Source organism: Marilutibacter maris (assembly GCF_006546735.2).
Lineage (GTDB): Bacteria > Pseudomonadota > Gammaproteobacteria > Xanthomonadales > Xanthomonadaceae > Marilutibacter > Marilutibacter maris.
The window spans coordinates 1-19503 of sequence record NZ_VICD02000304.1 but is presented as its reverse complement, the minus strand read 5'-3'; the positions used below and the strand labels follow the sequence as shown (position 1 = coordinate 19503).

Annotated in this window: 19 protein-coding genes; 3 read left to right on the top strand and 16 right to left on the bottom strand. The window is 69.3% G+C overall.

Annotation, left to right across the window (positions count from 1 at the left end; all coding sequences use genetic code 11):
- Window positions 1–27: 27 nt before the first annotated feature.
- The 5 genes from tgt to FKV24_RS16970 all read right to left on the bottom strand — a co-directional run bounded on the left by tgt (window position 28) and on the right by FKV24_RS16970 (window position 5059).
- Entirely contained in the window at window positions 28–1164 is a 1137-nt protein-coding gene (gene tgt / locus FKV24_RS16990) for a tRNA guanosine(34) transglycosylase Tgt (protein WP_141483223.1), read from the bottom strand.
- Window positions 1161–2222: a tRNA preQ1(34) S-adenosylmethionine ribosyltransferase-isomerase QueA gene (gene queA, locus FKV24_RS16985; RefSeq protein WP_111265911.1), complete on the bottom strand. Its 1062-nt coding sequence runs from the start codon at window positions 2220–2222 to the stop codon at window positions 1161–1163. Before queA ends, tgt begins: the two co-directional genes overlap by 4 nt.
- Before the next feature lie 509 nt (window positions 2223–2731).
- A complete protein-coding gene (locus FKV24_RS16980; protein ID WP_141483222.1) occupies window positions 2732–3760 on the bottom strand; it encodes an NADP-dependent oxidoreductase in 1029 nt (342 codons plus the stop codon).
- Window positions 3761–3913: 153 nt separating this feature from the next.
- Entirely contained in the window at window positions 3914–4594 is a 681-nt protein-coding gene (locus tag FKV24_RS16975) for a TetR/AcrR family transcriptional regulator (protein WP_141483221.1), read from the bottom strand.
- Window positions 4595–4627: 33 nt separating this feature from the next.
- Entirely contained in the window at window positions 4628–5059 is a 432-nt protein-coding gene (locus tag FKV24_RS16970) for an Lrp/AsnC family transcriptional regulator (protein ID WP_111265908.1), read from the bottom strand.
- Window positions 5060–5179: 120 nt separating this feature from the next.
- Here FKV24_RS16970 and FKV24_RS16965 point away from each other — a divergent pair, with 120 nt between their 5' ends.
- Window positions 5180–6673, top strand: coding sequence for an aminotransferase class III-fold pyridoxal phosphate-dependent enzyme (locus FKV24_RS16965; RefSeq protein WP_141483220.1), 1494 nt, complete (start codon window positions 5180–5182; stop codon window positions 6671–6673).
- Between the two features lie 90 nt (window positions 6674–6763).
- Here the strand turns inward: FKV24_RS16965 and FKV24_RS16960 are convergent, their stop codons facing one another.
- The 3 genes from FKV24_RS16960 to FKV24_RS16950 all read right to left on the bottom strand — a co-directional run bounded on the left by FKV24_RS16960 (window position 6764) and on the right by FKV24_RS16950 (window position 9760).
- Entirely contained in the window at window positions 6764–7174 is a 411-nt protein-coding gene (locus FKV24_RS16960; protein ID WP_141483219.1) for a GFA family protein, read from the bottom strand.
- Window positions 7175–7235: 61 nt separating this feature from the next.
- Complete coding sequence (locus FKV24_RS16955; RefSeq protein WP_141483218.1) at window positions 7236–8642, bottom strand: purple acid phosphatase family protein; 1407 nt, start codon at window positions 8640–8642, stop codon at window positions 7236–7238.
- A 2-nt stretch (window positions 8643–8644) separates the two neighbouring features.
- On the bottom strand, window positions 8645–9760 hold the full coding sequence (locus FKV24_RS16950) for a phytase (RefSeq protein ID WP_141483217.1): 1116 nt from the start codon (window positions 9758–9760) through the stop codon (window positions 8645–8647).
- Between the two features lie 252 nt (window positions 9761–10012).
- Between FKV24_RS16950 and FKV24_RS16945 the strand changes: the two genes are divergently transcribed.
- Together FKV24_RS16945 and upp are read left to right on the top strand one after the other, a co-directional pair.
- Window positions 10013–12358, top strand: coding sequence for a TonB-dependent receptor plug domain-containing protein (locus tag FKV24_RS16945; protein ID WP_141483216.1), 2346 nt, complete (start codon window positions 10013–10015; stop codon window positions 12356–12358).
- A gap of 171 nt (window positions 12359–12529) precedes the next feature.
- Window positions 12530–13159: a uracil phosphoribosyltransferase gene (upp, locus tag FKV24_RS16940; protein WP_141483215.1), complete on the top strand. Its 630-nt coding sequence runs from the start codon at window positions 12530–12532 to the stop codon at window positions 13157–13159.
- Between the two features lie 40 nt (window positions 13160–13199).
- Here the strand turns inward: upp and FKV24_RS16935 are convergent, their stop codons facing one another.
- The 8 genes from FKV24_RS16935 to rsmD all read right to left on the bottom strand — a co-directional run.
- Entirely contained in the window at window positions 13200–13613 is a 414-nt protein-coding gene (locus FKV24_RS16935; RefSeq protein ID WP_111265901.1) for an MAPEG family protein, read from the bottom strand.
- Window positions 13613–14365: a TMEM43 family protein gene (locus FKV24_RS16930; protein WP_170288349.1), complete on the bottom strand. Its 753-nt coding sequence runs from the start codon at window positions 14363–14365 to the stop codon at window positions 13613–13615. The genes FKV24_RS16935 and FKV24_RS16930 overlap by 1 nt, the downstream gene beginning before the upstream one ends.
- A 62-nt stretch (window positions 14366–14427) precedes the next feature.
- Window positions 14428–15318 carry an MBL fold metallo-hydrolase gene (locus FKV24_RS16925; protein WP_111265899.1) on the bottom strand — a complete coding sequence of 297 codons (891 nt, stop codon included), beginning with the start codon at window positions 15316–15318 and terminating at the stop codon, window positions 14428–14430.
- A 129-nt stretch (window positions 15319–15447) separates the two neighbouring features.
- Complete coding sequence (gene ggt, locus FKV24_RS16920; RefSeq protein WP_141483214.1) at window positions 15448–17214, bottom strand: gamma-glutamyltransferase; 1767 nt, start codon at window positions 17212–17214, stop codon at window positions 15448–15450.
- Between the two features lie 38 nt (window positions 17215–17252).
- Window positions 17253–17501 (bottom strand): YfhL family 4Fe-4S dicluster ferredoxin, encoded by a 249-nt coding sequence (locus FKV24_RS16915; RefSeq protein ID WP_111265897.1) that lies wholly within the window; start codon window positions 17499–17501, stop codon window positions 17253–17255.
- 274 nt (window positions 17502–17775) lie between these two features.
- A complete protein-coding gene (locus FKV24_RS16910; RefSeq protein WP_111265896.1) occupies window positions 17776–18264 on the bottom strand; it encodes a hypothetical protein in 489 nt (162 codons plus the stop codon).
- Window positions 18265–18353: 89 nt separating this feature from the next.
- Complete coding sequence (gene coaD, locus FKV24_RS16905) at window positions 18354–18863, bottom strand: pantetheine-phosphate adenylyltransferase (protein ID WP_111265895.1); 510 nt, start codon at window positions 18861–18863, stop codon at window positions 18354–18356.
- 70 nt (window positions 18864–18933) lie between these two features.
- The coding region (gene rsmD, locus FKV24_RS16900; protein WP_141483213.1) for a 16S rRNA (guanine(966)-N(2))-methyltransferase RsmD at window positions 18934–19503 on the bottom strand (570 nt) is incomplete at its 5' end.

The window sequence follows — 19503 nt, the reverse complement described above, 5'->3', positions numbered from 1 at the left end:
AGGACGGCAGCCGCGACCGGAGCCGGTTCAGGCCGGGGGCGCGGCCCCGCGTGCGACGTAGAAGGACTCGCGGAAGGCGGCAAAGGTTCCCTGCCCGATCGCATCGCGCATCTGCGCCATCAGCCGCTGGTAGTAGCGCAGGTTGTGCAGGGTCCCGAGCATCGGCCCGAGCATCTCGTTGCAGCGGTCCAGGTGGCGCAGGTAGGCACGGCTGAAACCGTTTGCACAGGCATGGCAGTCGCAGCCCTCCTCGATCGGGCGCAGGTCGTGCTCGTACTTCGCGTTGCGTACCCGGATCGTGCCGCCGGCGGTGAAGAAGTGGCCGTTGCGGGCGTTGCGGGTCGGCATCACGCAGTCGAACATGTCGACCCCGCGCGCCACCGCCTCGACCAGGTCCTCCGGACGCCCCACCCCCATCAGGTAGCGCGGCCGCTCCTGCGGCAACTGCGGGCAGGTGTGGTCGAGCATGGCGTTGCGCTCGGCCTCGGTCTCGCCGACCGCCAGCCCGCCGATCGCGTAGCCGTCGAAGCCGATCGCCTTCAGGCCGTCCGCCGAGCGGCTCCGCAGTTCGTGGTGGACGCCGCCCTGGACGATGCCGAACAGGGCCGCGTCGTTGCCCTCGTGGGCCTTCTTCGAACGCTCGGCCCAGCGCAGCGAAAGCTCCATCGAGCGCTTCACCACCTCGACCGCGACCGGTTTGCCGCCCACCTGCACCGGCGGACACTCGTCGAAGATCATCACGATGTCCGAGCCCAGCACCTTCTGGATGTGCATGCTCTCCTCCGGCCCCAGGAACACCTTGCGGCCGTCGGTCGGGGCGGCGAAGTGCACGCCGGCCTCGGTGATCTTGCGTTTGTGCGCCAGCGAGAACACCTGGAAGCCGCCGGAGTCGGTCAGGATCGGACCGTCCCAGCGCGCGAAGCCGTGCAGGCCGCCGTGCTCGCCGATCACCTCCAGGCCCGGACGCAGGAACAGGTGGAAGGTGTTGCCGAGGATGATCTGCGCGCCCAGCTCGCGGATCTGGTGCGGCAGCACGCCCTTGACCGTGCCGTAGGTGCCGACCGGCATGAACGCCGGGGTCTCGATGGTGCCGCGCGGGAAGCTGATGCGGCCACGGCGGGCCGCGCCGTCGCGGCCCAGCAACTGGAAGGACATGCGACTCATGCGGGGAAACCGGAGTCGTGGCGCGGCCACAGCAGCATCGCGTCGCCATAGCTGAAGAAACGGTAACGCTCGCGGATCGCGTGGGCATAGGCCTCGAACACGCGCTCCTTGCCGGCAAAGGCGGAGATCATCATCAACAGGGTGCTTTCGGGCAGGTGGAAATTGGTGACCATCGCGTCGACCGAGCGGATCCGGTAGCCGGGCAGGATGAACAGCCGGGTCTCGCCGGCGAACGGACGCAGCTCGCGACCGCCCTCGCCGTCGTCGCGCATCGCCGACTCCAGCGCGCGCACGACCGTGGTACCCACCGCGATCACCCGGCCGCCGGCCGCGCGGGTGCGGCGGACCTGTTCGACCAGCTCGGCACCGACGTTCAGCCACTCGCTGTGCATCAGGTGCTGGTCCAGGTGTTCGACCCGGACCGGCTGGAAGGTGCCGGCGCCCACATGCAGGGTGACGTGGCCGGTATGCACGCCGCGCGCCTTCAACGCATCCAGCAGGGCGTCGTCGAAGTGCAGACCGGCGGTCGGTGCGGCGACCGCGCCGGTCTCACGGGCGAACACGGTCTGGTAGCGCTCGGCGTCCTCGGCGCCCGGCCGGCGCTCGATGTAGGGCGGCAGCGGCAGCTGCCCGGCCCGGCTCAGCCAACTTTCCAGCGGCGTGTCGACATGGAAGCGCAGATGGTAGAACTCGCCGTCGCGGCCGAGCACCTCGGCCTCGCCGCCGGCGTCCAGGGCGATCCTCGCACCCGGCCTGGGCGATTTGCTGACCCCCAACTGGGCACGCGCCTCGGCGCTGCCGAGCAGGCGTTCGATCAGGATCTCGACCCGGCCGCCGGTGCTTTTCTGGCCGAACAGGCGTGCCGGGATCACCCGGGTGTCGTTGAATACCAGCAGGTCGCCGGGCTGCAACAACCCGGGCAGGTCGCGGAACACGCGGTCGGCGAACGGTTGCGGCGCCGGCGGCACCAGCAACAGCCGGCTGGCCGAACGCTCGGCCAGCGGCGCCTGCGCGATCAGCTCCGGCGGGAGCTCGTAGTGGAAGTCGGATTTCTTCAAGCGGTGGCTCTTCTCAAACGATGGCGCTTCGTGTGCCGTCTGACCACGGCTGACCGGCCATTGTACGGGGCCGAGGGCCGCGGGTTTTTCGCCAGCGCGGCACAAGCCGCGATGGGCCTTGCCGCAAAAAGCCCCTCGCGGCTCACGCCGCTCCTACGGCATGGTCGACGGCCCCAGCCCCCTAAGTTAGGGGGCGATTCGCGCGCAGCGCGAATGGGGGTGTGGCAGCGCAACGGCGGGGCCCAGGGTTTGCGAAGCAAATTTTGGGAGATATCCGGGCGTAGCCGGATATCGTTCCCCCCTAAGTTAGGGGGCGATTCGCGCGCAGCGCGAATGGGGGTGTGGGAGCGCAACGGCGGGGCCCAGGGTTTGCGGAAGCAAACTTTGGGGATTCCCGGGCGCGCAGCCCGGGGATCGCGCCTCACGCCGCGCCTACGACATGGTCGACGGCCCTTGAGTCAAAGGCAGGAGCGACCTTCCAGCGGAAAGCGCCCCTGCTCTGCCATCGCTCAGTCGGCCGCGACCCGTACCACCAGCTTGCCGTGGTTGCGCCCCTGCAGCAGGCCAATGAAGGCCTCCGGCGCCGCTTCCAGCCCCTCGACCACGTCCTCGCGCAACTTGATCCGGCCTTCGGCGACCCACTGCCCCATCTCGCGGCGGAAGGCATCGTAGCGGTCGGCATAGTGGTCGAGGATCACGAAACCCTGCACCCGGATGCGCTTTTGCAGGATCGCCGCCATCGCGCCCGGGAGCCGGTCGGGGCCGGCCGGCGGCGCTTCGTCGTTGTAGTGCGCGATCACGCCGCACACCGGCATCCGCGCGCCGATGTTCAACAGCGGCAGCACCGCGTCGAACACTTCGCCGCCGACATTCTCGAAGTACACGTCGATGCCGTCCGGACAGACCGCCGCCAGGCGCGCGGCCAGATCGGGTTCGCGACGGTCCAGGCAGGCATCGAAACCCAACTCCTCGACCACCTGGCGGCACTTGTCCACCCCACTCGCAATGCCGATCGCCCGAGCCCCCTTGAGCTTGGCCAATTGCCCGACCACCGAGCCGACCGCGCCGCTGGCCGCCGCCACGACCACGGTATCGCCCGGCCGTGGCCGACCGATGTCGAGCAGGCCGACATAGGCGGTGAAACCGGGCATGCCGAGCCCGCCCAGGGCCAGCGACGGCTGTTCGACATCGCCCAGCCGGACCAGGTCGGAACCGTCGGACAGCGCATGGCTCTGCCAACCCGCATTGCCGAGCACGAGTTCACCGGCCTGGAACCCCGGGTGGCGCGAGGCCACGACACGGCCGACCGTGCCGCCGACCATCGGCGCACCGAGCCTGACCGCCTCGGCGTAGACCGGCCCGACCTTGTCCATCAGGTTGCGCATGTAGGGATCCAGCGACAGGTACAGCGTGCTCAGCAGCACCTGGCCCTCGTCCGGCGCCGGCATCGGCACCTCCTCCAGGCGGAAGTCCTGTGCGGTCGGCAGACCGCGCGGATGGGCGGCGAGCACGATGCGGCGGGCGGTGTCTTGGGACATGGGGAAACTCCTTTGTCTGCAGCGAGAGCGGTTCTGTCGGAAGTGGGGACGCCACCCGGGACGGGGGGGGGCATCGAGCGGAACAAGGAATAGACCGGTCGTCTATAAAGGAGGCGCGAAAACGGGGCGGGAGCAGACGTGCATGGCGACCCGTCAAGCCTCCGTGGCCAGGCCCAGCATCTGCCGGGTGCCGGCCATGGCCGCGTCCAGGGAAGCGCGGTCGCGCCCGATCTTGGCCAGCAGACTGGCGCCGAACCAGCTCTGGTACAGGGTATTCGCGGCGGCCGCCGGATCGGCCAGCGACGGCAGCGACGGCAGCGAACCGTCGTCGATGCCGGCCTGGATGCAGCGGGTCAGCCGCTCGACGATCGCGCCGATGCCCCGATCCAGGGCGATGCGCATCGGTTCGGACAGGTCGCAGACCTCGGCGCCGAGCTTCACCGCCAGGCAGCGACTCTGCATATGGTCGCCGACCTGGGTGTCCAGGCAGTGGCCGAAATAGCGCAGCAGCCGCTCGGCGCCCGTACCCGGCCCGGCGAGCAGCGCATCGATCTCGCCCAGGTAGTCGCTGAAATAGGCCTCCAGCACCGCCTCGCCAAACGCCTCCTTGGACCCGAAGTAGTGATAGAACGAGCCCTTCGGCACCCCCGCCTCCGCCAGCAACTCGCTCAGGCCGACCGCGGTGAAGCCCTTGCGCAGCAGCAGCGGCCGGGCGACGTCGAGGATGTGTTGCCTGACATCGGGCTGTCTGACATCGGGTTGTCTGACGTCGGGTTGCCTGACACCGGGCTGCGCGGGACGGGACAGGGAGGCAGTGGCGGCGGACCGGTTCATGCGGCGCAGCCTAGCAACGATTAGACCGGTCGTCTAGCGATCGAACTTGGCCGACAGGATGATCGACGAGGTGGTCCGCTCGACCCCGTCGATCGCACCGATCCGGTCGGTCAACTCATCCATTTCGCCGACGCTGGGCGCCACCCCCAGCGCGACCAGATCGAACGGCCCGCTGACCGAATGCAGGCTGCGCAGCTCCGGCATCGCCCGCAGCGTCTCGACCACCGCCGGCATCTGCTTGGGCAGCACGGTGATCATGATGTGGGCGCGGATGTGCCCGATCTCGGCCTGGTCGTGGACGCGCACGGTATAGCCGGCGATCACCCCGCTGCGCTGCAGCCGCTCGATCCGGCTCTGCACCGTGGTCCGCGACAGCTTCAGCCGGCGGGCGATCTCGGCGGTCGAGGCGCGGGCGTTCTCGCGCAGGACCGACAACAACTGCTGGTCGGCGGCGGTGATCTTCATGGTGAACAACCCTTTTTCGTCGAATCGACGAAATTGTAAGAAATTTCGTCCAAATTCCTACTGTCGATCGACGATTTAATCCAGATAATGGATGGATTGGCGTACCCACAAGGAGCACACATGGCCATCATCGACACCCTCGCCCCGCTGCGCGCCCATGCCGGCAAGCGCCGCACCACCGGTCTGGACGACGCGACCATCGAGCGCTTCGCCGCCGGCCACCCGTCGCTGGTGGAGGCGATCGAGGCCGCCGCCGCCGAGTACGCGCGGCTGAAGGACGAGTTCGACGACCTGCTCGACCAGGACGAGGACGCGCAGATCCATGCCGTCCAGGCCGGCTACGTCAACTTCTACGCCGACGACGCGGTCAATCCCTACGTCGCCCTGGCCGCGCGCGGCCCGTGGATCGTGACCCTGAAGGGCGCGGTCCTGCACGACTCCGGCGGCTACGGCATGCTCGGCTTCGGCCACGCGCCCAAGGCGGTGATCGAGGCGATGGCGCGCCCGCAGGCGATGGCCAACGTGATGACTCCGAGCCTGTCGCAGCTGCGCTTCGAGCGCCTGATCCGCGACGCGATCGGCCTGGGCCGCGACTGCCCGTACGCCAAGTTCCTGTGCCTGAATTCCGGCTCGGAGTCGGTCACCCTCGCCGCCCGCATCGCCGACGCCAATGCCAAGGCGATGACCGACGAGGGCGGGCGCCACGCCGGCCGCGCGATCAAGCGCATCGTGGTCAAGGGCAGCTTCCACGGCCGCACCGACCGCCCGGCGTTGTACTCGGATTCGACCCGCAAGACCTACCTGCAGCATCTGGCCAGCTACCGCGGCGAGTCCTCGGTGATCGCGATCGAGCCCTACGACACCGCCGCGCTGAAGCAGGCCTTCGCCGACGCCGACAGCAACGGCTGGTTCATCGAGGCGATGTTCCTGGAGCCGGTGATGGGCGAAGGCGATCCCGGCCGCAGCGTGCCGGTGGAGTTCTACACCGCCGCCCGCGAACTGACCCGCGCGCACGGCTCGCTGCTGCTGGTCGACTCGATCCAGGCCGGCCTGCGCGCCAACGGCGTGCTGTCGATCGTCGACTACCCGGGCTTCGAGAAGGTCGAGGCGCCGGACATGGAGACCTACTCCAAGGCGCTCAACGCCGGTCAGTACCCGCTGTCGGTCCTGGCGGTCAACGAACGCGCCGCCGGCATCTACCGCAAGGGCCTGTACGGCAACACCATGACCACCAACCCGCGCGCGCTGGACGTCGCCAGCACGGTCCTGTCGCTGGTCACCCCCGAACTGCGCGAGAACATCCGCGCGCGTGGCGTCGAGGCGGTCGAGAAGCTGGAGAAGCTGAAAGCCGAGCTCGGCGGCGCGATCACCAAGGTCCAGGGCACCGGCCTGCTGTTCTCCTGCGAGCTGTCGCCGGAGTACAAGTGCTACGGCGCCGGGTCGACCGAGGAGTGGATGCGCGAACACGGCATCGGCGTGATCCACGGCGGCGCCAACTCGCTGCGCTTCACCCCGACCTTCGCGATCACCAGCGAAGAGGTCGACCTGCTGGTCGCGATGATCGCCCGCGCGCTGCGCGAGGGCCCGCGCGCGAGCCAGGCCGCGGCGGCCTGAGGCAGGCCGTAAACCGGGGTCTAAACCGGGGTCAGAGTCGACTTTCCTTCGGGAAAGTCGACTCTGACCCCTGCTCGCCCGCTCACCGGCTCAGGCCTCCGGCGCCGGCTTCTTCGGCAGCGCATCGCCGACCTCGAACCAGTCGACGTGGGTGTCGTAGTAGGCATGCGCCTGCGGCAGCTGTTCCAGCGCATCGGTGAACAGCGCGCGGGCGATGTGCAGCTCGCCCGGCCAGCGCTCGCCCTTGAACAGCATCGGGCTGCCGCAGTGCGAGCAGAAACCGCGCTGGCCGCCGCCCTCGGCGACATGCCAGCGCAATGCGCCCTCGGGGTCCTCGATCCCGACCCGCGCCTCCTCCATGCCGACCCAGGTCACGAAGGCGGCGCCATGGGCCCGGCGGCAGCGCGTGCAATGACAGTGCGCGACCCACTTGGGCGGCATCCGGGCGAGGAAGCGGACGCGGCCGCACAGGCAGCTTCCGGCGGCTGTGGTCTGGCTCATCGGCACTCCTGCATCGTTGCGGACGGCCCCAGCATACGCCGGCCGCTCCGCATCGATCGCCCTACTCCCAGCAGCGGTCGCGACGCCCCTTGAGGGTCTGCTCACGGCCGCAGTCGCGCGGCTCGATGCGGCCCTCGCGCAACTCGACCAGGCGCTTCCCCTCGCCCTCGTCGACCAGTTCGAAGGCGTCGTACAGGCGCCCGGTCGCGGTGCGCGCCTCGTAGCGCAGACGGCCATCGGCGATCCGGATCCGCTGCAACAGCTGGGTATCCTCGCCGACCGGGTCCATCGTCGCGCGGGCCTGCTCCGACAACCGATATTGCTTGGCGCCGGCCACCGAGACCACGTAGACCGGCGTCGCCGCGGCGGAGCGTGCGGGACCGCGTCGACCGTAGGTGTGGTCGTGCCCCTGCAACACCAGGTCGACCCGATGGCGCTCGATCACCGGTTGCAGGTGGCGCTTCAACTCGACGTTGTCGCGGTCCGCGCGCGGCGAATGGAACGGCTGGTGGATCAGCACGATGCTCCAGCGCAGCGGGTTGTCCGAGAGTACGCCGTCGAGCCAGCGCGCCTGCGCGGCGGCGCTGCCCAGGTCCAGCGCCGAGGTACCGTCGACCACCGCGACCCGCACGCCCTGGTAATCGAACCAGTAGGTCGTCGCCGGCTCGCCATCGGCGGCGATGCCGTTGCCGGGCAGCGCGAACTGCAAGGGCCAGTGCGCACCGAGCACGCGACGCTCGCGCGGAGTGTCCTCGAACTCCTCGAAATACTCGTGGTTGCCCGGTGCCGGCGCGGTCATCGACGAAGTCGACAGCACTCCGGCGGCGTCGAACCACTCGCCCCACTCGTTGTCGTCCTCGCCGTCGCCGCCGCTGACCAGGTCGCCGGCGTACAGGACCAGGCGCACGTCCGGCGCCTGCCGCAGCGCCTCGCGCACGACCCGGCTGGTCAGGCTGGCGTTCTTGTTCTGGGTGTCGCCCAGGTACAGCAGTTCCAGCGGTTCGGAGGCATCGCCGGCGGTGCGTAGCTGCATCCATGGGCTCCAGGTGCGGTCGCCCTGGACCCGGTACGCGTACAGCACTCCCGGCTCCAGGCCGTCGACATCGGCACGGTGATGATGGGCCAGACCGTTCTCGCTGCGCAGCGCCCGGGTCGAGGCGACGATGCGGCGCGGCTCGCCCAGGTCGGGCGAGTCGCCGGCGATTGCGATCTCCAGCACCGGCGCATCGACCGCAGCATCGGTACGCCATGCCACCGCGAAACCGCGCGAAGCGTCCTGCGCGGGGCTGGCGACGATGCGGTCGGGAAAGCCGCTGGGGGCGTAACGCATCACCCCAGGCGGCACCAGGGTGTTGGGTTCCGGCGCGCGTGCGGACGCCTGCTCGGCCTCGACCGGCAGCGCCAGCGACAGCCACAGGCCCGCCGCCAGCGCGACCGCGCGCCGCGCTTCGAATGCAGCGACGCCCATGTTCAACCCTCGCCGCAGGTCTTCAGCGACAGCGCGGCGGCGACGTCGCGCCAGTCGAACGCGGAAACGCCCTGATCGTCGTCGACCGCGTAGAACACGCCCTGCGGAAAACGCGCGCTGGCGCTGCGGTCGAGCCAGACGCCGTCGGTATTGGCGGTACGCGCACCGGCGAACGCGCCGACATGGCTCAGGCTGACCCGGTCGAACACATGGAACAGGCTGCGGTCCTTGAACTGGTCGGTCGCCAGCCAGTAGCCGCTACCGTCGTCGCAGGCATACAGCGCCAGTCCCTCGGCCTGGGCCTTGAACAGCTCCGCGCCGATGTCGCGGCCGCGGTAGCGGCCATCGAGACCGTACTCGCGAAGACGGGTGCCGCTGCCCGGATCCTCCTCGGCCAGCAGCAGGCGGTCGTGCGCCGGGTCGCCGAACACCGATTCGGCGATGCGGATCGCACCGGCGGCATCGGTCGCGCCGAAGCTGCCGAGCAGGCGCGCATGCCAGCCCTCCGCCTGGCGGTCGAGCGCGTAGCGCTTGAAACGCCGCCCCAGCTCGGCCAGCGGCGGCGGCCGGTCCTCGTCGTCCGGCGACATGTAGTTGTCGCTGACGATCACCTCGTAGCCGCTGCCGTCGCGATGCACCCACAGGCCGTAGGGCTGCTCCAGGTCGTCGGCGCCGAAGCTCAGCAGCGGCTCGAACCCGGGCAGCGCGAACGCCTGAACCCGCCGGTTGTCGCGTTCGACCACCAGCAGCAGGTCGTCGATCACGGCGACGCCATTCGGGCGCCGCAACTGGCCGGGGGCGCTGCCGGGACCGGCCACCTCGCGCAGGCGTCGGCCGCTGTCGCCGTCGTAGACCACCAGGCGGTCGCTGCTCTTGGCGCTGGCGATCAGCCAGCGCTGCCCGTCCGCGCTCGTCCATGCGGTCGGCGAATCGATGTTGTCGTCCGGCGTCGCCGGGGTGGTGAAGGCCTCGGCCACGCGCCGGTGCGCGATCGCGTGATCGGCCAACAGCGGATCGACCTCGGCCTGCTCATCGGGCTCGCGGTCGACGACGGGAGCGACGGCGCAACCGGCAAGGCATATCGCGATGGCGAGCGGGAGGAAGCGGCTTGGATTCACGGAGAGGCCCTCGGAAATACGGTGGGGGCAGCGGCGCGGATGCGGCGACTGTCAACAAACCGACATGTTCTACGTGGCCCAGGTGACGCTTTCGTGTCGCTCGCGCGCGCATCGCGCCATGACGGTGCGCCCTCCATGCCGGTCGCATGACATTCGCGGTTCACGGCGATGACCGCGCACGGCCGCCGTGTCACTACACGGAAATCTTAACGAACTACAAATTCCGGTTTGACCAGACCCGGACCCACCCCGATGAAGCAGACCCTCCTGGCCACCAGCCTCTCGCGAGCGCTGCTGTGCGCCGTCATGCTGCCGGCCAGCTACCAGGCCGCCGCCCAGTCCGTCGAAACGCCGGATGCGGGCAACAGCGCAGAGGGCATGGATGCCAGGCAAGATGCCAAGCAACTCGACACGGTCGTCGTCCAGGGCGAGATCGCCTACCGCAACCGCACGCTCGACATCGAGCCGGTGCTGTCCTACGACCTCGAATACTTCCAGCGCTTCGAGCCGAACACCGTCGGCGACATGGTCAAGCGCGTGCCCGGCGTCGGCTTCGTCGGTTCCGACGTCATGGAGTTCGACGGCGCCCAGCTGCGCGGCCTCGCCGGCGGTTACACCCAGGTCCTGATCAACGGCAAGAAGGTGCCCGGCGCCGGCGACGACCGCTCGTTCTGGGTCGATCGCATCCCCGCCGAAATGGTCGACCGCATCGAGATCCTGCGCAGCAACAGCGCCAACCGCAGCGGCGATGCCGTCGCCGGCGCGATCAACATCATCCTGCGCGACGCCTACGCGTTCGACGGCCACTACATCCGCGTCGGCGTGAACCGCTGGTTCGACGGCGAGGTGAACCCGACCTTCGGCGCGGTGACCAGCGGCGAAGCCCTCGGCGGCCGGGTGCTGGCCGGCGTCAACGTGCAGGACCGCTACCGCCGCAAGGACAAGCGTTCGGACCGTTTCACCGACCCGTCGAAGGAAGAACTGGCGAGCTGGGAAGACCAGGTCGAGGTCAAGGATGGCCGCGACTACTCGGCCAACTTCAGCTACACCGTCGACGTCGGCGAAACCGGCCGCCTCGGCATCGACGCCTTCTACGTCAAGACCGACCGCGACGTGACCGAGGTGTCGTACGAGGAGGAGTACGACGATGGCGACGTGATCACCGCCGACGTGCCGGGCCTGGCCATCGTCGACCAGAAGAACTGGGGCGCCGGCCTGGAGTACAGGTTCGGGATGGCCGGCGGCATCACCGAGCTAGACCTCGACCACGCCCGCTTCGCCGACAACAGCTTCGAGCGCGAGGAAGAGCACGTCTACGAGAACGGCGACTGGGACGAATCCGAGGGCGAAGCCGAGTACATCGACGCCAAGGACGCCGAGACCAGCTTCAAGATCGCGCACATGCGCTCGCTGGGCGCGGCCGGGATGGAATTCGGCGTGGACTACCGCGACAAGGAGCGCGACGTCACCTACGCCTTCTTCGAGTGGGAGGCGGAGAACGAAGGCGACCCGGTGGTCTACCAGCCGGACAGCATCATCGGGTCGGTCATCGAGGAAAGGCGCGTCGATCCGTACATCCAGTTCAACGGCCAGGCCGGCATCCTGGCCTGGGAAGCGGGCCTGCGCTACGAGACCACGCGCTCCAGGATCCGCTACAGCGAGGACGGCGACGTCGAGGGTTCGGCCCGCAAGGACTACAACGAGCTGCTGCCGTCCATGCACCTGCGCTGGGACGTGACCGATGCCGATCGCATCAACCTGTCGCTGGCCAGGAGCATCAAGCGCCCGAACTTCAACGAGATGATCCCGGCCCTGCTGGACGGCGAGTTCGGCGACAACGACTACATCGGCAACCCGCAGCTGGACCCGGAAACCGCCAACGGCATCGACCTGGGCTGGGAGCACCGCCTCGGCCGCAAGGGCGTGATCGGCATCAACTTCTTCTACCGCGACGTCAAGGACCTGATCGAGGTCGTCAATACCGGCGCGCCGAGCGAGGAAATGCTCGACACCTGGGAAGAGATGGTGGAGGACGGCGAAGCCGCCAGCATCGAGGAGGCCATGACCGCCGAACCGGCCGACAGCTGGGTGTTCACCTCGGCCAACATCGGCGACGGCAAGGTATGGGGCGCCGAATTCGACCTGTCCACGCCGTTGAGCGCCTTCGGCCTGGACAACACCGGCGTGTTCCTGAACTACTCGTGGGTGGATTCGAAGATCGACGACTTCCTGGGCGAGCGCCGCTTCAACAACCAGGCCAAGTCCGTGTTCAACATCGGCTTCATCCAGGACCTGCCGGCGCTGGCGGCCAGCTTTGGCGTGACCTACCGCAAGCAGGGCGACGCCTACGAGCGCATCCTCGGCGAGGAGGTCACCGTCAGGTACGGCGACGACCTGGAAGCCTTCGTCGAGAAGCGCTTCGGCAACCGCATCTCGGTGCGCCTGTCCGCGGCCAACCTGCTGGACGCCTCGAAGGACGAGTTCTTCCACAAGTTCGACACCCTGGGCGACCAGACCGACCGCGACTACGACGAGTACGAGCTGGAAACCGAGGAGGCCGGCCCGAGCTACCAGATGGTCATGCGCTGGTCGTTCTGACCGCCGCACCACCGCGTCACGAAGAAGCCGGCCCCGCGCCGGCTTTTTTCTTTCTGCGCGTCGTGCGCGTCGCCGCGGCGCCCGCGCCGGTGTTCCCGGCTTCGACGGCGCAGGCTTCGACAGCACAGCGCCCTTGATGCAGACTTGCGCGATCGCACAGGAATGCCCGCCATGAAGATCGTCGAAGTCCGCCATCCCCTGGTACAGCACAAGCTCGGCCTGATGCGCCGTGTCGACAACAGCACCAAGACCTTCCGCGAACTCGCCTCCGAGGTCGCCACCCTGCTCACCTACGAAGCCACCTCCGACCTGGAAACCGAGGCCACCACGGTTGAGGGCTGGGCCGGGCCGGTCTCCACCCGCCAGATCAAGGGCGCCAAGATCACCCTGGTGCCGATCCTGCGCGCCGGCCTGGGCATGCTGCCGGGGGTGCTGGAGCTGATCCCGGCGGCCAAGGTCGGCGTGGTCGGCCTGCAGCGCGACGAGCAGACCCTGCAGCCGGTCGGCTACTACGAGAAGCTGACCGGACGCATGGACGAGCGCACCGCGCTGATCCTGGACCCGATGCTTGCCACCGGCGGCACCCTGATCGCCACCGTCGACATGCTCAAGGCGGCCGGATGCCGGCGCATCAAGGGGTTGTTCCTGGTCGCGGCGCCAGAGGGACTGAAGGCGCTGGAGGCGCACCACCCCGACGTCGAGGTCTATACCGCCTCGGTCGACGAGCGCCTCAACGAGGTCGGCTACATCCTGCCCGGGCTGGGCGACGCCGGCGACAAGATCTTCGGCACCCGCGGCTGAGTGGTGCCTGGCGGCCCGCCACCGCGGCGGGCCTGGCCGCCTACCAGCCGCCCAGGTGACGCGCGGCCAGCACCAGTCCGGCCACCGCCGCGGCCAGCATCATCCCCCAGCTCAGGGCGGTGCCGGTGAAGCGGCCGAACGAATAGCCGGCGCTGCCGGACAGGCCGATCGCGTGCAGCACGCGTCCCAGCAACAACGCGACGCCGAAGCCCCAAAGCCAGGCCGGGGCCAGTCCCGCCATCTCGACCAGGGCCATCAACAACAGCGCCATCGGCACCTGCTCGATGAAGTTGGCGTGCACCCGCACCCGGCGCTGCAGCGAGGGATCGCCGCCGCTGCCGATACCGATGTTGCTGCTGCGGCGGGCCATGCTCACCCGGGTCAGCAGCACGAGCTTGAGCAGCACCAGGATCGATGCGAACAGCAGGGTGATCGCGGGCATCGTCACGTTCATCAGGGGGTCTCCTTCCTTGGTCGGCGCCGCAACGCCAGAATCAGAATCAATACCAGTGGCAACGCCAGCCACCACCACGACAGATCGTCGGCCTCGGTCGTACCGGAGGCCGCCACCGCATCGCCGCGATGCGGACCGCCGTCGCCGGCATCGCGCCCGCTGCCGGGGGCGGCGGACGGCCGCAGTCGCCAGGCGCCATCGCGGAACAGCACCCGTTCCTGCAGCGGCGGCAGCACCAGTTCGCGCCAGCGGATGCGCAGATCGCCGATCTGCGGCTGCAGGGGATTTTCGGCACTGCCCAGGCCATCGCCCTCCGGCTGGAAGGTCGCCGCCATGTTCAACGGCAGGCGCGAGAAGCCCGGACGGAACACCCGCCACTCGCCCAGCGCCTGCAGCACCTCGGGGTCGACCGGCCTGCCGTCGAGCCGGGCGTCCTCGGACCACCAGCGGCGGTTGTCGAGCAGGAACGGCGGATTGCGGTGAGCGTCGTCGAAATCCGACGAATCGATCCGCGCCGCGTTCCACACCCGCTGATACTCGTCGCCCTGGCGGCGCCACTGGTACATCTCGACCAGGCGGTCGAGACCGGCCGATTTCGTCGACACTCCGAAGTCGCGATCGACGATCGCCGAAGCGGTCTGGATGCCACCGACCGGTTCACCGACCGGCTCGACATCGACCTGCGCCGCGGGCGGCGGCTGCCAGGCGAATGCGGGCGCGACGTTGCCGGCCAGCGCCAGCACCAACAGCAAGCACGCGCAGGCCCTGCGCGGACGCGACCGCCACCCGCCGGCCGCGGTGCGCGGCGGTCGACTCATGCCGCCAATGCCCGTGCCTGCAGTTCTCCGACCTCGTGCGCGGTGCCATAGCGGCCCTTCTCGTCGCGCACCACCTGGGCCAGCGCGCAGCCGGGATCGTGGGTGAAGAACAGATGCACGTTGCGCTCGAGCTTGTCGGCGAGGAAGGCCTTCTTCTCGTCGATCAGCAGCTCGGCGTTGCGGTCGTAGCCCATCGTGATCGGCACGTGCACCCACGGCCGCCCCGGGATCAGGTCGGCGCAGAACACCACCCCGCCATGGGGCTGGCCGTCGACGCTTTCCGGACCGACGATCTCGGCCAGCATCAGGCCCGGCGTATGTCCGTCGCTGTAATGGAAACGGACACTGTCGCCGAGCGTGCGGCTGTACGCGCCATCGACCAGCTCCAGCCGGCCGGTCTTCTCCAGCAGCTCGGGCAGCTCGGGGATGAAGCTGGCGCGGTCGCGCGGGTGCGGCTGGCGCGCGCGCTCGAAGTGGTCGCGGCCGACCACGTAGGTCGCATTCGGAAACACCAGTCGCGGCGGCTCGCCGTCGTGCCAGGCGCGCAACACTCCACCGGCGTGATCGAAATGCAGGTGCGAGAGCACGACCACGTCGATGTCGTCCGGACCGAAGCCGGCGGCGGCCAGCGAATCCAGCAACACGTGCTGCGACTCGACCACGCCGTAGCGCTCGCGCATCTTCGGCTCGAAGAACGCGCCGATGCCCGCCTCGAACAGCACGGTCTTGCCGGCCAGCGGCGTCGCCAGCAGCGCGCGGCAGGCCAGGTCGATGCGGTTGTGCTCGTCGGGCGTCGCCCAGCGCTGCCACAGCGCGCGCGGCGCGTTGCCGAACATCGCGCCACCGTCGAGCTTCTGACTGTTTCCCAGGAGTGACCAGAGCTTCATGCGGGTAATGCCTGTGCGGATGACTCAGGGGGTGATCCAAGGGTAGCGCCGGCGCCGTGCATCGGGGACGTGACCGCCAGCATGCGCATGCCGGCGTTCATGTCGCCGCGACGAACGGCACGGTGGCGATCAAGGGGTCGGTCTGATTCCGACCTTGCCCACCGGGTTGCGCGGATCGGTGCCGCCTTCCAGGGTATCGCTGCGCCGATCCCACGACACCGTCTGCAGGTTGCCCCAGCTGTCGCTGGAGCGGCGCCCGCCGGCGACCTCTTCGCCGGGCACGTTGACGGTATGCCCCATCGCGCGCAGTTCGGCGACGACTTCCGGAGTCATCGCGTCCTTTTCGATCGAGATCGCATCCGGCATCCACTGGTGATGGAAGCGCGGCAGCGCCGCGACCTGCGGCGCGGACAGGCCGTCGGCGTAACCGAGGATGCCGAGCAGGACCATGGTGATGATGCGGCTGCCGCCCGGAGTACCGAGCACGGCGACCCGGTCCGGCGAGCTCATGAAGGTCGGCGTCATCGAGCTGAGCATGCGTTTGCCCGGCTCCGGTGCGTTGGCGTCGAAGCCCATCACCCCGAACGCATTCGGGGTACCGGCCTTCAACGCGAAGTCGTCCATCTCGTTGTTGAGCAGGAACCCGGTACCGGGCGCGACCAGACCGGAGCCGAACAACAGGTTCACCGTCTGGGTCGCGCCGACGCGGTTGCCTTCAGCGTCGATGATCGAGAAGTGGGTGGTCTCCTCGTCCTCCAGCGGCGTCGGCCGTCCGGAGAACGTGTCGCTGGGGGTCGCCCGGTCGGGATTGATCGAGGCGCGCAGACCGGCGGCATAGGCCGGGTCGGTCAGCAGGCCGACCGGCACCTCGACGAAGTCCGGATCGCCCAGATAGAAGGTGCGGTCGCGATAGGCGCGGCGCATCGCCTCGACGGTGAGGTGCACGCGCTCGCCCTGCGGCAGCGCGGCCAGGTCCCACGGCGCCAGCACCTGCAGCATCTGCGCCAGGGCGACGCCGCCGGAGGACGGCGGCGGCGCGGTGACGATCTGCCAGCCGTCGTAGTCGAAGCGCAGCGGTTCGCGCTCGCGCACCCGGTAGCCGGCCAGTTCCTCGGCGGTCCATTGGCCGCCTTCGGCGCGCACGCCGTCGAGCAGCAGGCGCGCGGTCTCGCCGCGATAGAACCCGTCGAAGCCGCCGTCGGCGAGGCGCTCCAGGGTCCGCGCCAGATCGGGCTGGCGGAACAGCTCGCCCTCCTCGACGGTGTCGCCGTCGGCGAGGAACACCGCGCGGGTACCGGGGTAGCGCTCCATCACCTCGCGGCGCGCGGCGTAACCGCGTGCCATCCGCTCGTACACCGGAAAGCCCTCGCGGGCGATCCGGATCGCCGGCGCCAGCGACTGTTTCAGCGGCAGCCGTCCGTACGTCTGCGCCACGTGCACCAGTGCCGCCGGCAGACCAGGAATGCCGGCCGACCACGGACCGTTGACCGAGCGGTCGCGGTCGAGGTTGCCGTCGGCATCGAGGAAGGCTTCCGGAGTAGCCGCGGCCGGCGCGGTCTCGCGCGCGTCGACGAACACGTCCTTGCCGCTGCGCGCGTCGTGCAACAGGAAAAAACCGCCGCCGCCCAGACCCGAGCTGATCGGCTCGACCACCGACAGCGTCGCCGAGACCGCGACCGCGGCGTCGAAGGCGTTGCCGCCGGCGGCGATGATCTCAAGGCCGGCATCGGTGGCCAGCGAATGCGCGCTGGCGATCGCCGTGCCCGGCGGGTGGGTCGCCGCGACCGCGGCCTCGCGCGGGTTCGAGGCCTGCGGTTGCTCGGCGCAGGCCTGCAACGGCAGCAGTGCCGGCACCAGCAGGGCGATCAGGATCAAGGTTCGCGGCATCAAGCGCATCTATTCACTCCTGTGGAACACGAGCCGCCATCAGCGGCTCAGGACGCCTGCAGGCGCGCCAGCTTGGCCAACAGCTGGTCCTGCGTTTCTGGAAGATCGGGGTCGGGATCGATGCACTCGACCGGACAGACCACGACGCACTGGGGTTCGTCGAAATGCCCCACGCACTCGGTGCAGCGGGCCGGATCGATCACGTAGATGGTTTCGCCCTGCGAGATCGCCTGGTTCGGGCAGGCCGGCTCGCACACATCGCAATTGACGCAGAGCTCGTTGATCTTCAGGGACATGGGGGCACGCGGTCGTGCGACTCACGCTCGTTGGCTGCGGTACGGTTCGCGATTCCGGCGGGGCGACTCCGGCGAGTCGCTCAACCGATGCGGACACCGCTCCGACTTTGCGGGGGATGGCGGCGGCATGCAAGGGCCGGCACGGGCAATTCGCGGGACGCTGTGTATCGCCTGCGGGATGCGGGCGGCGCGTCGGGAGAAGCGCCCCGGCCGGCGGCATGCGCGGCCGGAACGATGCGGACGTGGCCGCCGACGCGGCCACGCCCTCCACGGCTTACTTGGCTTCGACGAACTGGAACGCGGCTTCCGACGGCTCGACCGCGGCCTTGACGCGGTCGCTGTCGGCCGGATTGCCGATGAACAGCACGCGCACGCCCTTCATCGAGCCCGGCTGGGCCTGCTCGAACGAGGCCACCGCCAGGTCGGCGCTCTTGGCCGAGTCCGGCGAACCGTAGGCCAGCAGGGTGCCTTCCACGCCACCGCGCATCACGTCGGTCTGGGCCTTTTCCAGCTGACGGGCGTACTCGCCCTCGTAGTCGGCCGAATCCGAGGCCGGCAGGGTGTACAGATACACGCTGGTGGCGTCGCCGACGTTGCGCTTGACCACGTCGGTCAGGTACTCGGCCCAGGCGTTGTCGTCGTTGGTGGTCGGCTTGGCGACCGGAGCGGCCTCGACCACTTCCGTCGCTTCTTCCTTCTGGCACGCGGCAAGGACCGGCAGGGTGAGACAGGCGGCGAGGATCAGGCGGGTGGACATCTTCATGGGTTTCCCCTCGGGTTGGATCGTACGGGTTGGAATTCTTGGACCGGGATCGCGTGGATCGCGATCGTGCGGGTCATGGAAACGGTGGATTATGACGCCGGACGCTCGCGCCGCCACTCCGCCTGCAGGGCCTCGGCCACGGCCGCGGGCACGAACCCCGACACGTCGCCGCCCAGGCGGGCGACCTCGCGCACCAGCGAGGAGGAAATGAATCCGTACTGCTCCGCCGGCGTCAGGAACAAGGTCTCCACCTCGGGAATCAGGTGGCGGTTCATGCTGGCGAGCTGGAATTCGTACTCGAAGTCGGACACCGCGCGCAGCCCGCGCAGCAGCACCCCGCCACCGACCTCGGCGACGAAATGCGCGAGCAGACAGTCGAAGCCGCGGACCTCGACGTTGGCATGCTGGGCGACCGCCTTGCGCGCCAGCTCGACCCGCTGCGCCAGCGGCAGCGCCGGTCCCTTGCCGGGACTCTCGGCGACCCCGATCACCATCCGCTCGAACAGCGGTGCGGCGCGGTTGACCAGGTCGACGTGCCCGTTGGTGATCGGGTCGAAGGTGCCGGGATAAACGGCGATGCGTTGGCGGGCCGCGGTCATACGTCAGTGCATTCCCAGTGAGGGGCCCGGCCGGGATACCGGCGATGGCCCGGATTCGCTGCCCAGTCTATCAGTCCGCCGATTCATTGGCCGGCGAAGAAACCGCGCCGCCGCCGCGCCGATACAGGGCGTAACGGACCTCGCGGGTACGCCCCTCGCGGTGCAGGGTCCAGCCAGGCGGTGGCGCCGGCGCCGCGGTCGCCGGCGCCTCGACGTACAACCAGCCATCGGGGACCAGTGCGGCGGACAGCCTCGGCAACACCGCCTCCCACAATCCGTCGGCGAATGGCGGGTCGACGAAGGCGATGTCGAAGGCCGCCTGCGGCGCCGCATCCAGCCAGTGGCGGGCATCGGCCTGGACCACCTCGACCGCGTCGCCGCCGGGCAGTCGCGCCGCCAACGCACGCAGGGCCTGCGCCAGTTCGCGATCGCGCTCGACCAGGACCGCGCCGGCGGCGCCGCGCGATACCGCCTCCAGCCCCAGCGCGCCGCTGCCGGCGAACAGGTCGAGTACGCGCGCGCCCGGCAGTGTCGGCATCAGCCAGTTGAACAGGGTCTCGCGGACCCGGTCCGAGGTCGGCCGCAGCCCGGCGACCGCGGGGACTTCCAGGCGGGTGCCGCGCCAGCGTCCGCCAATCAG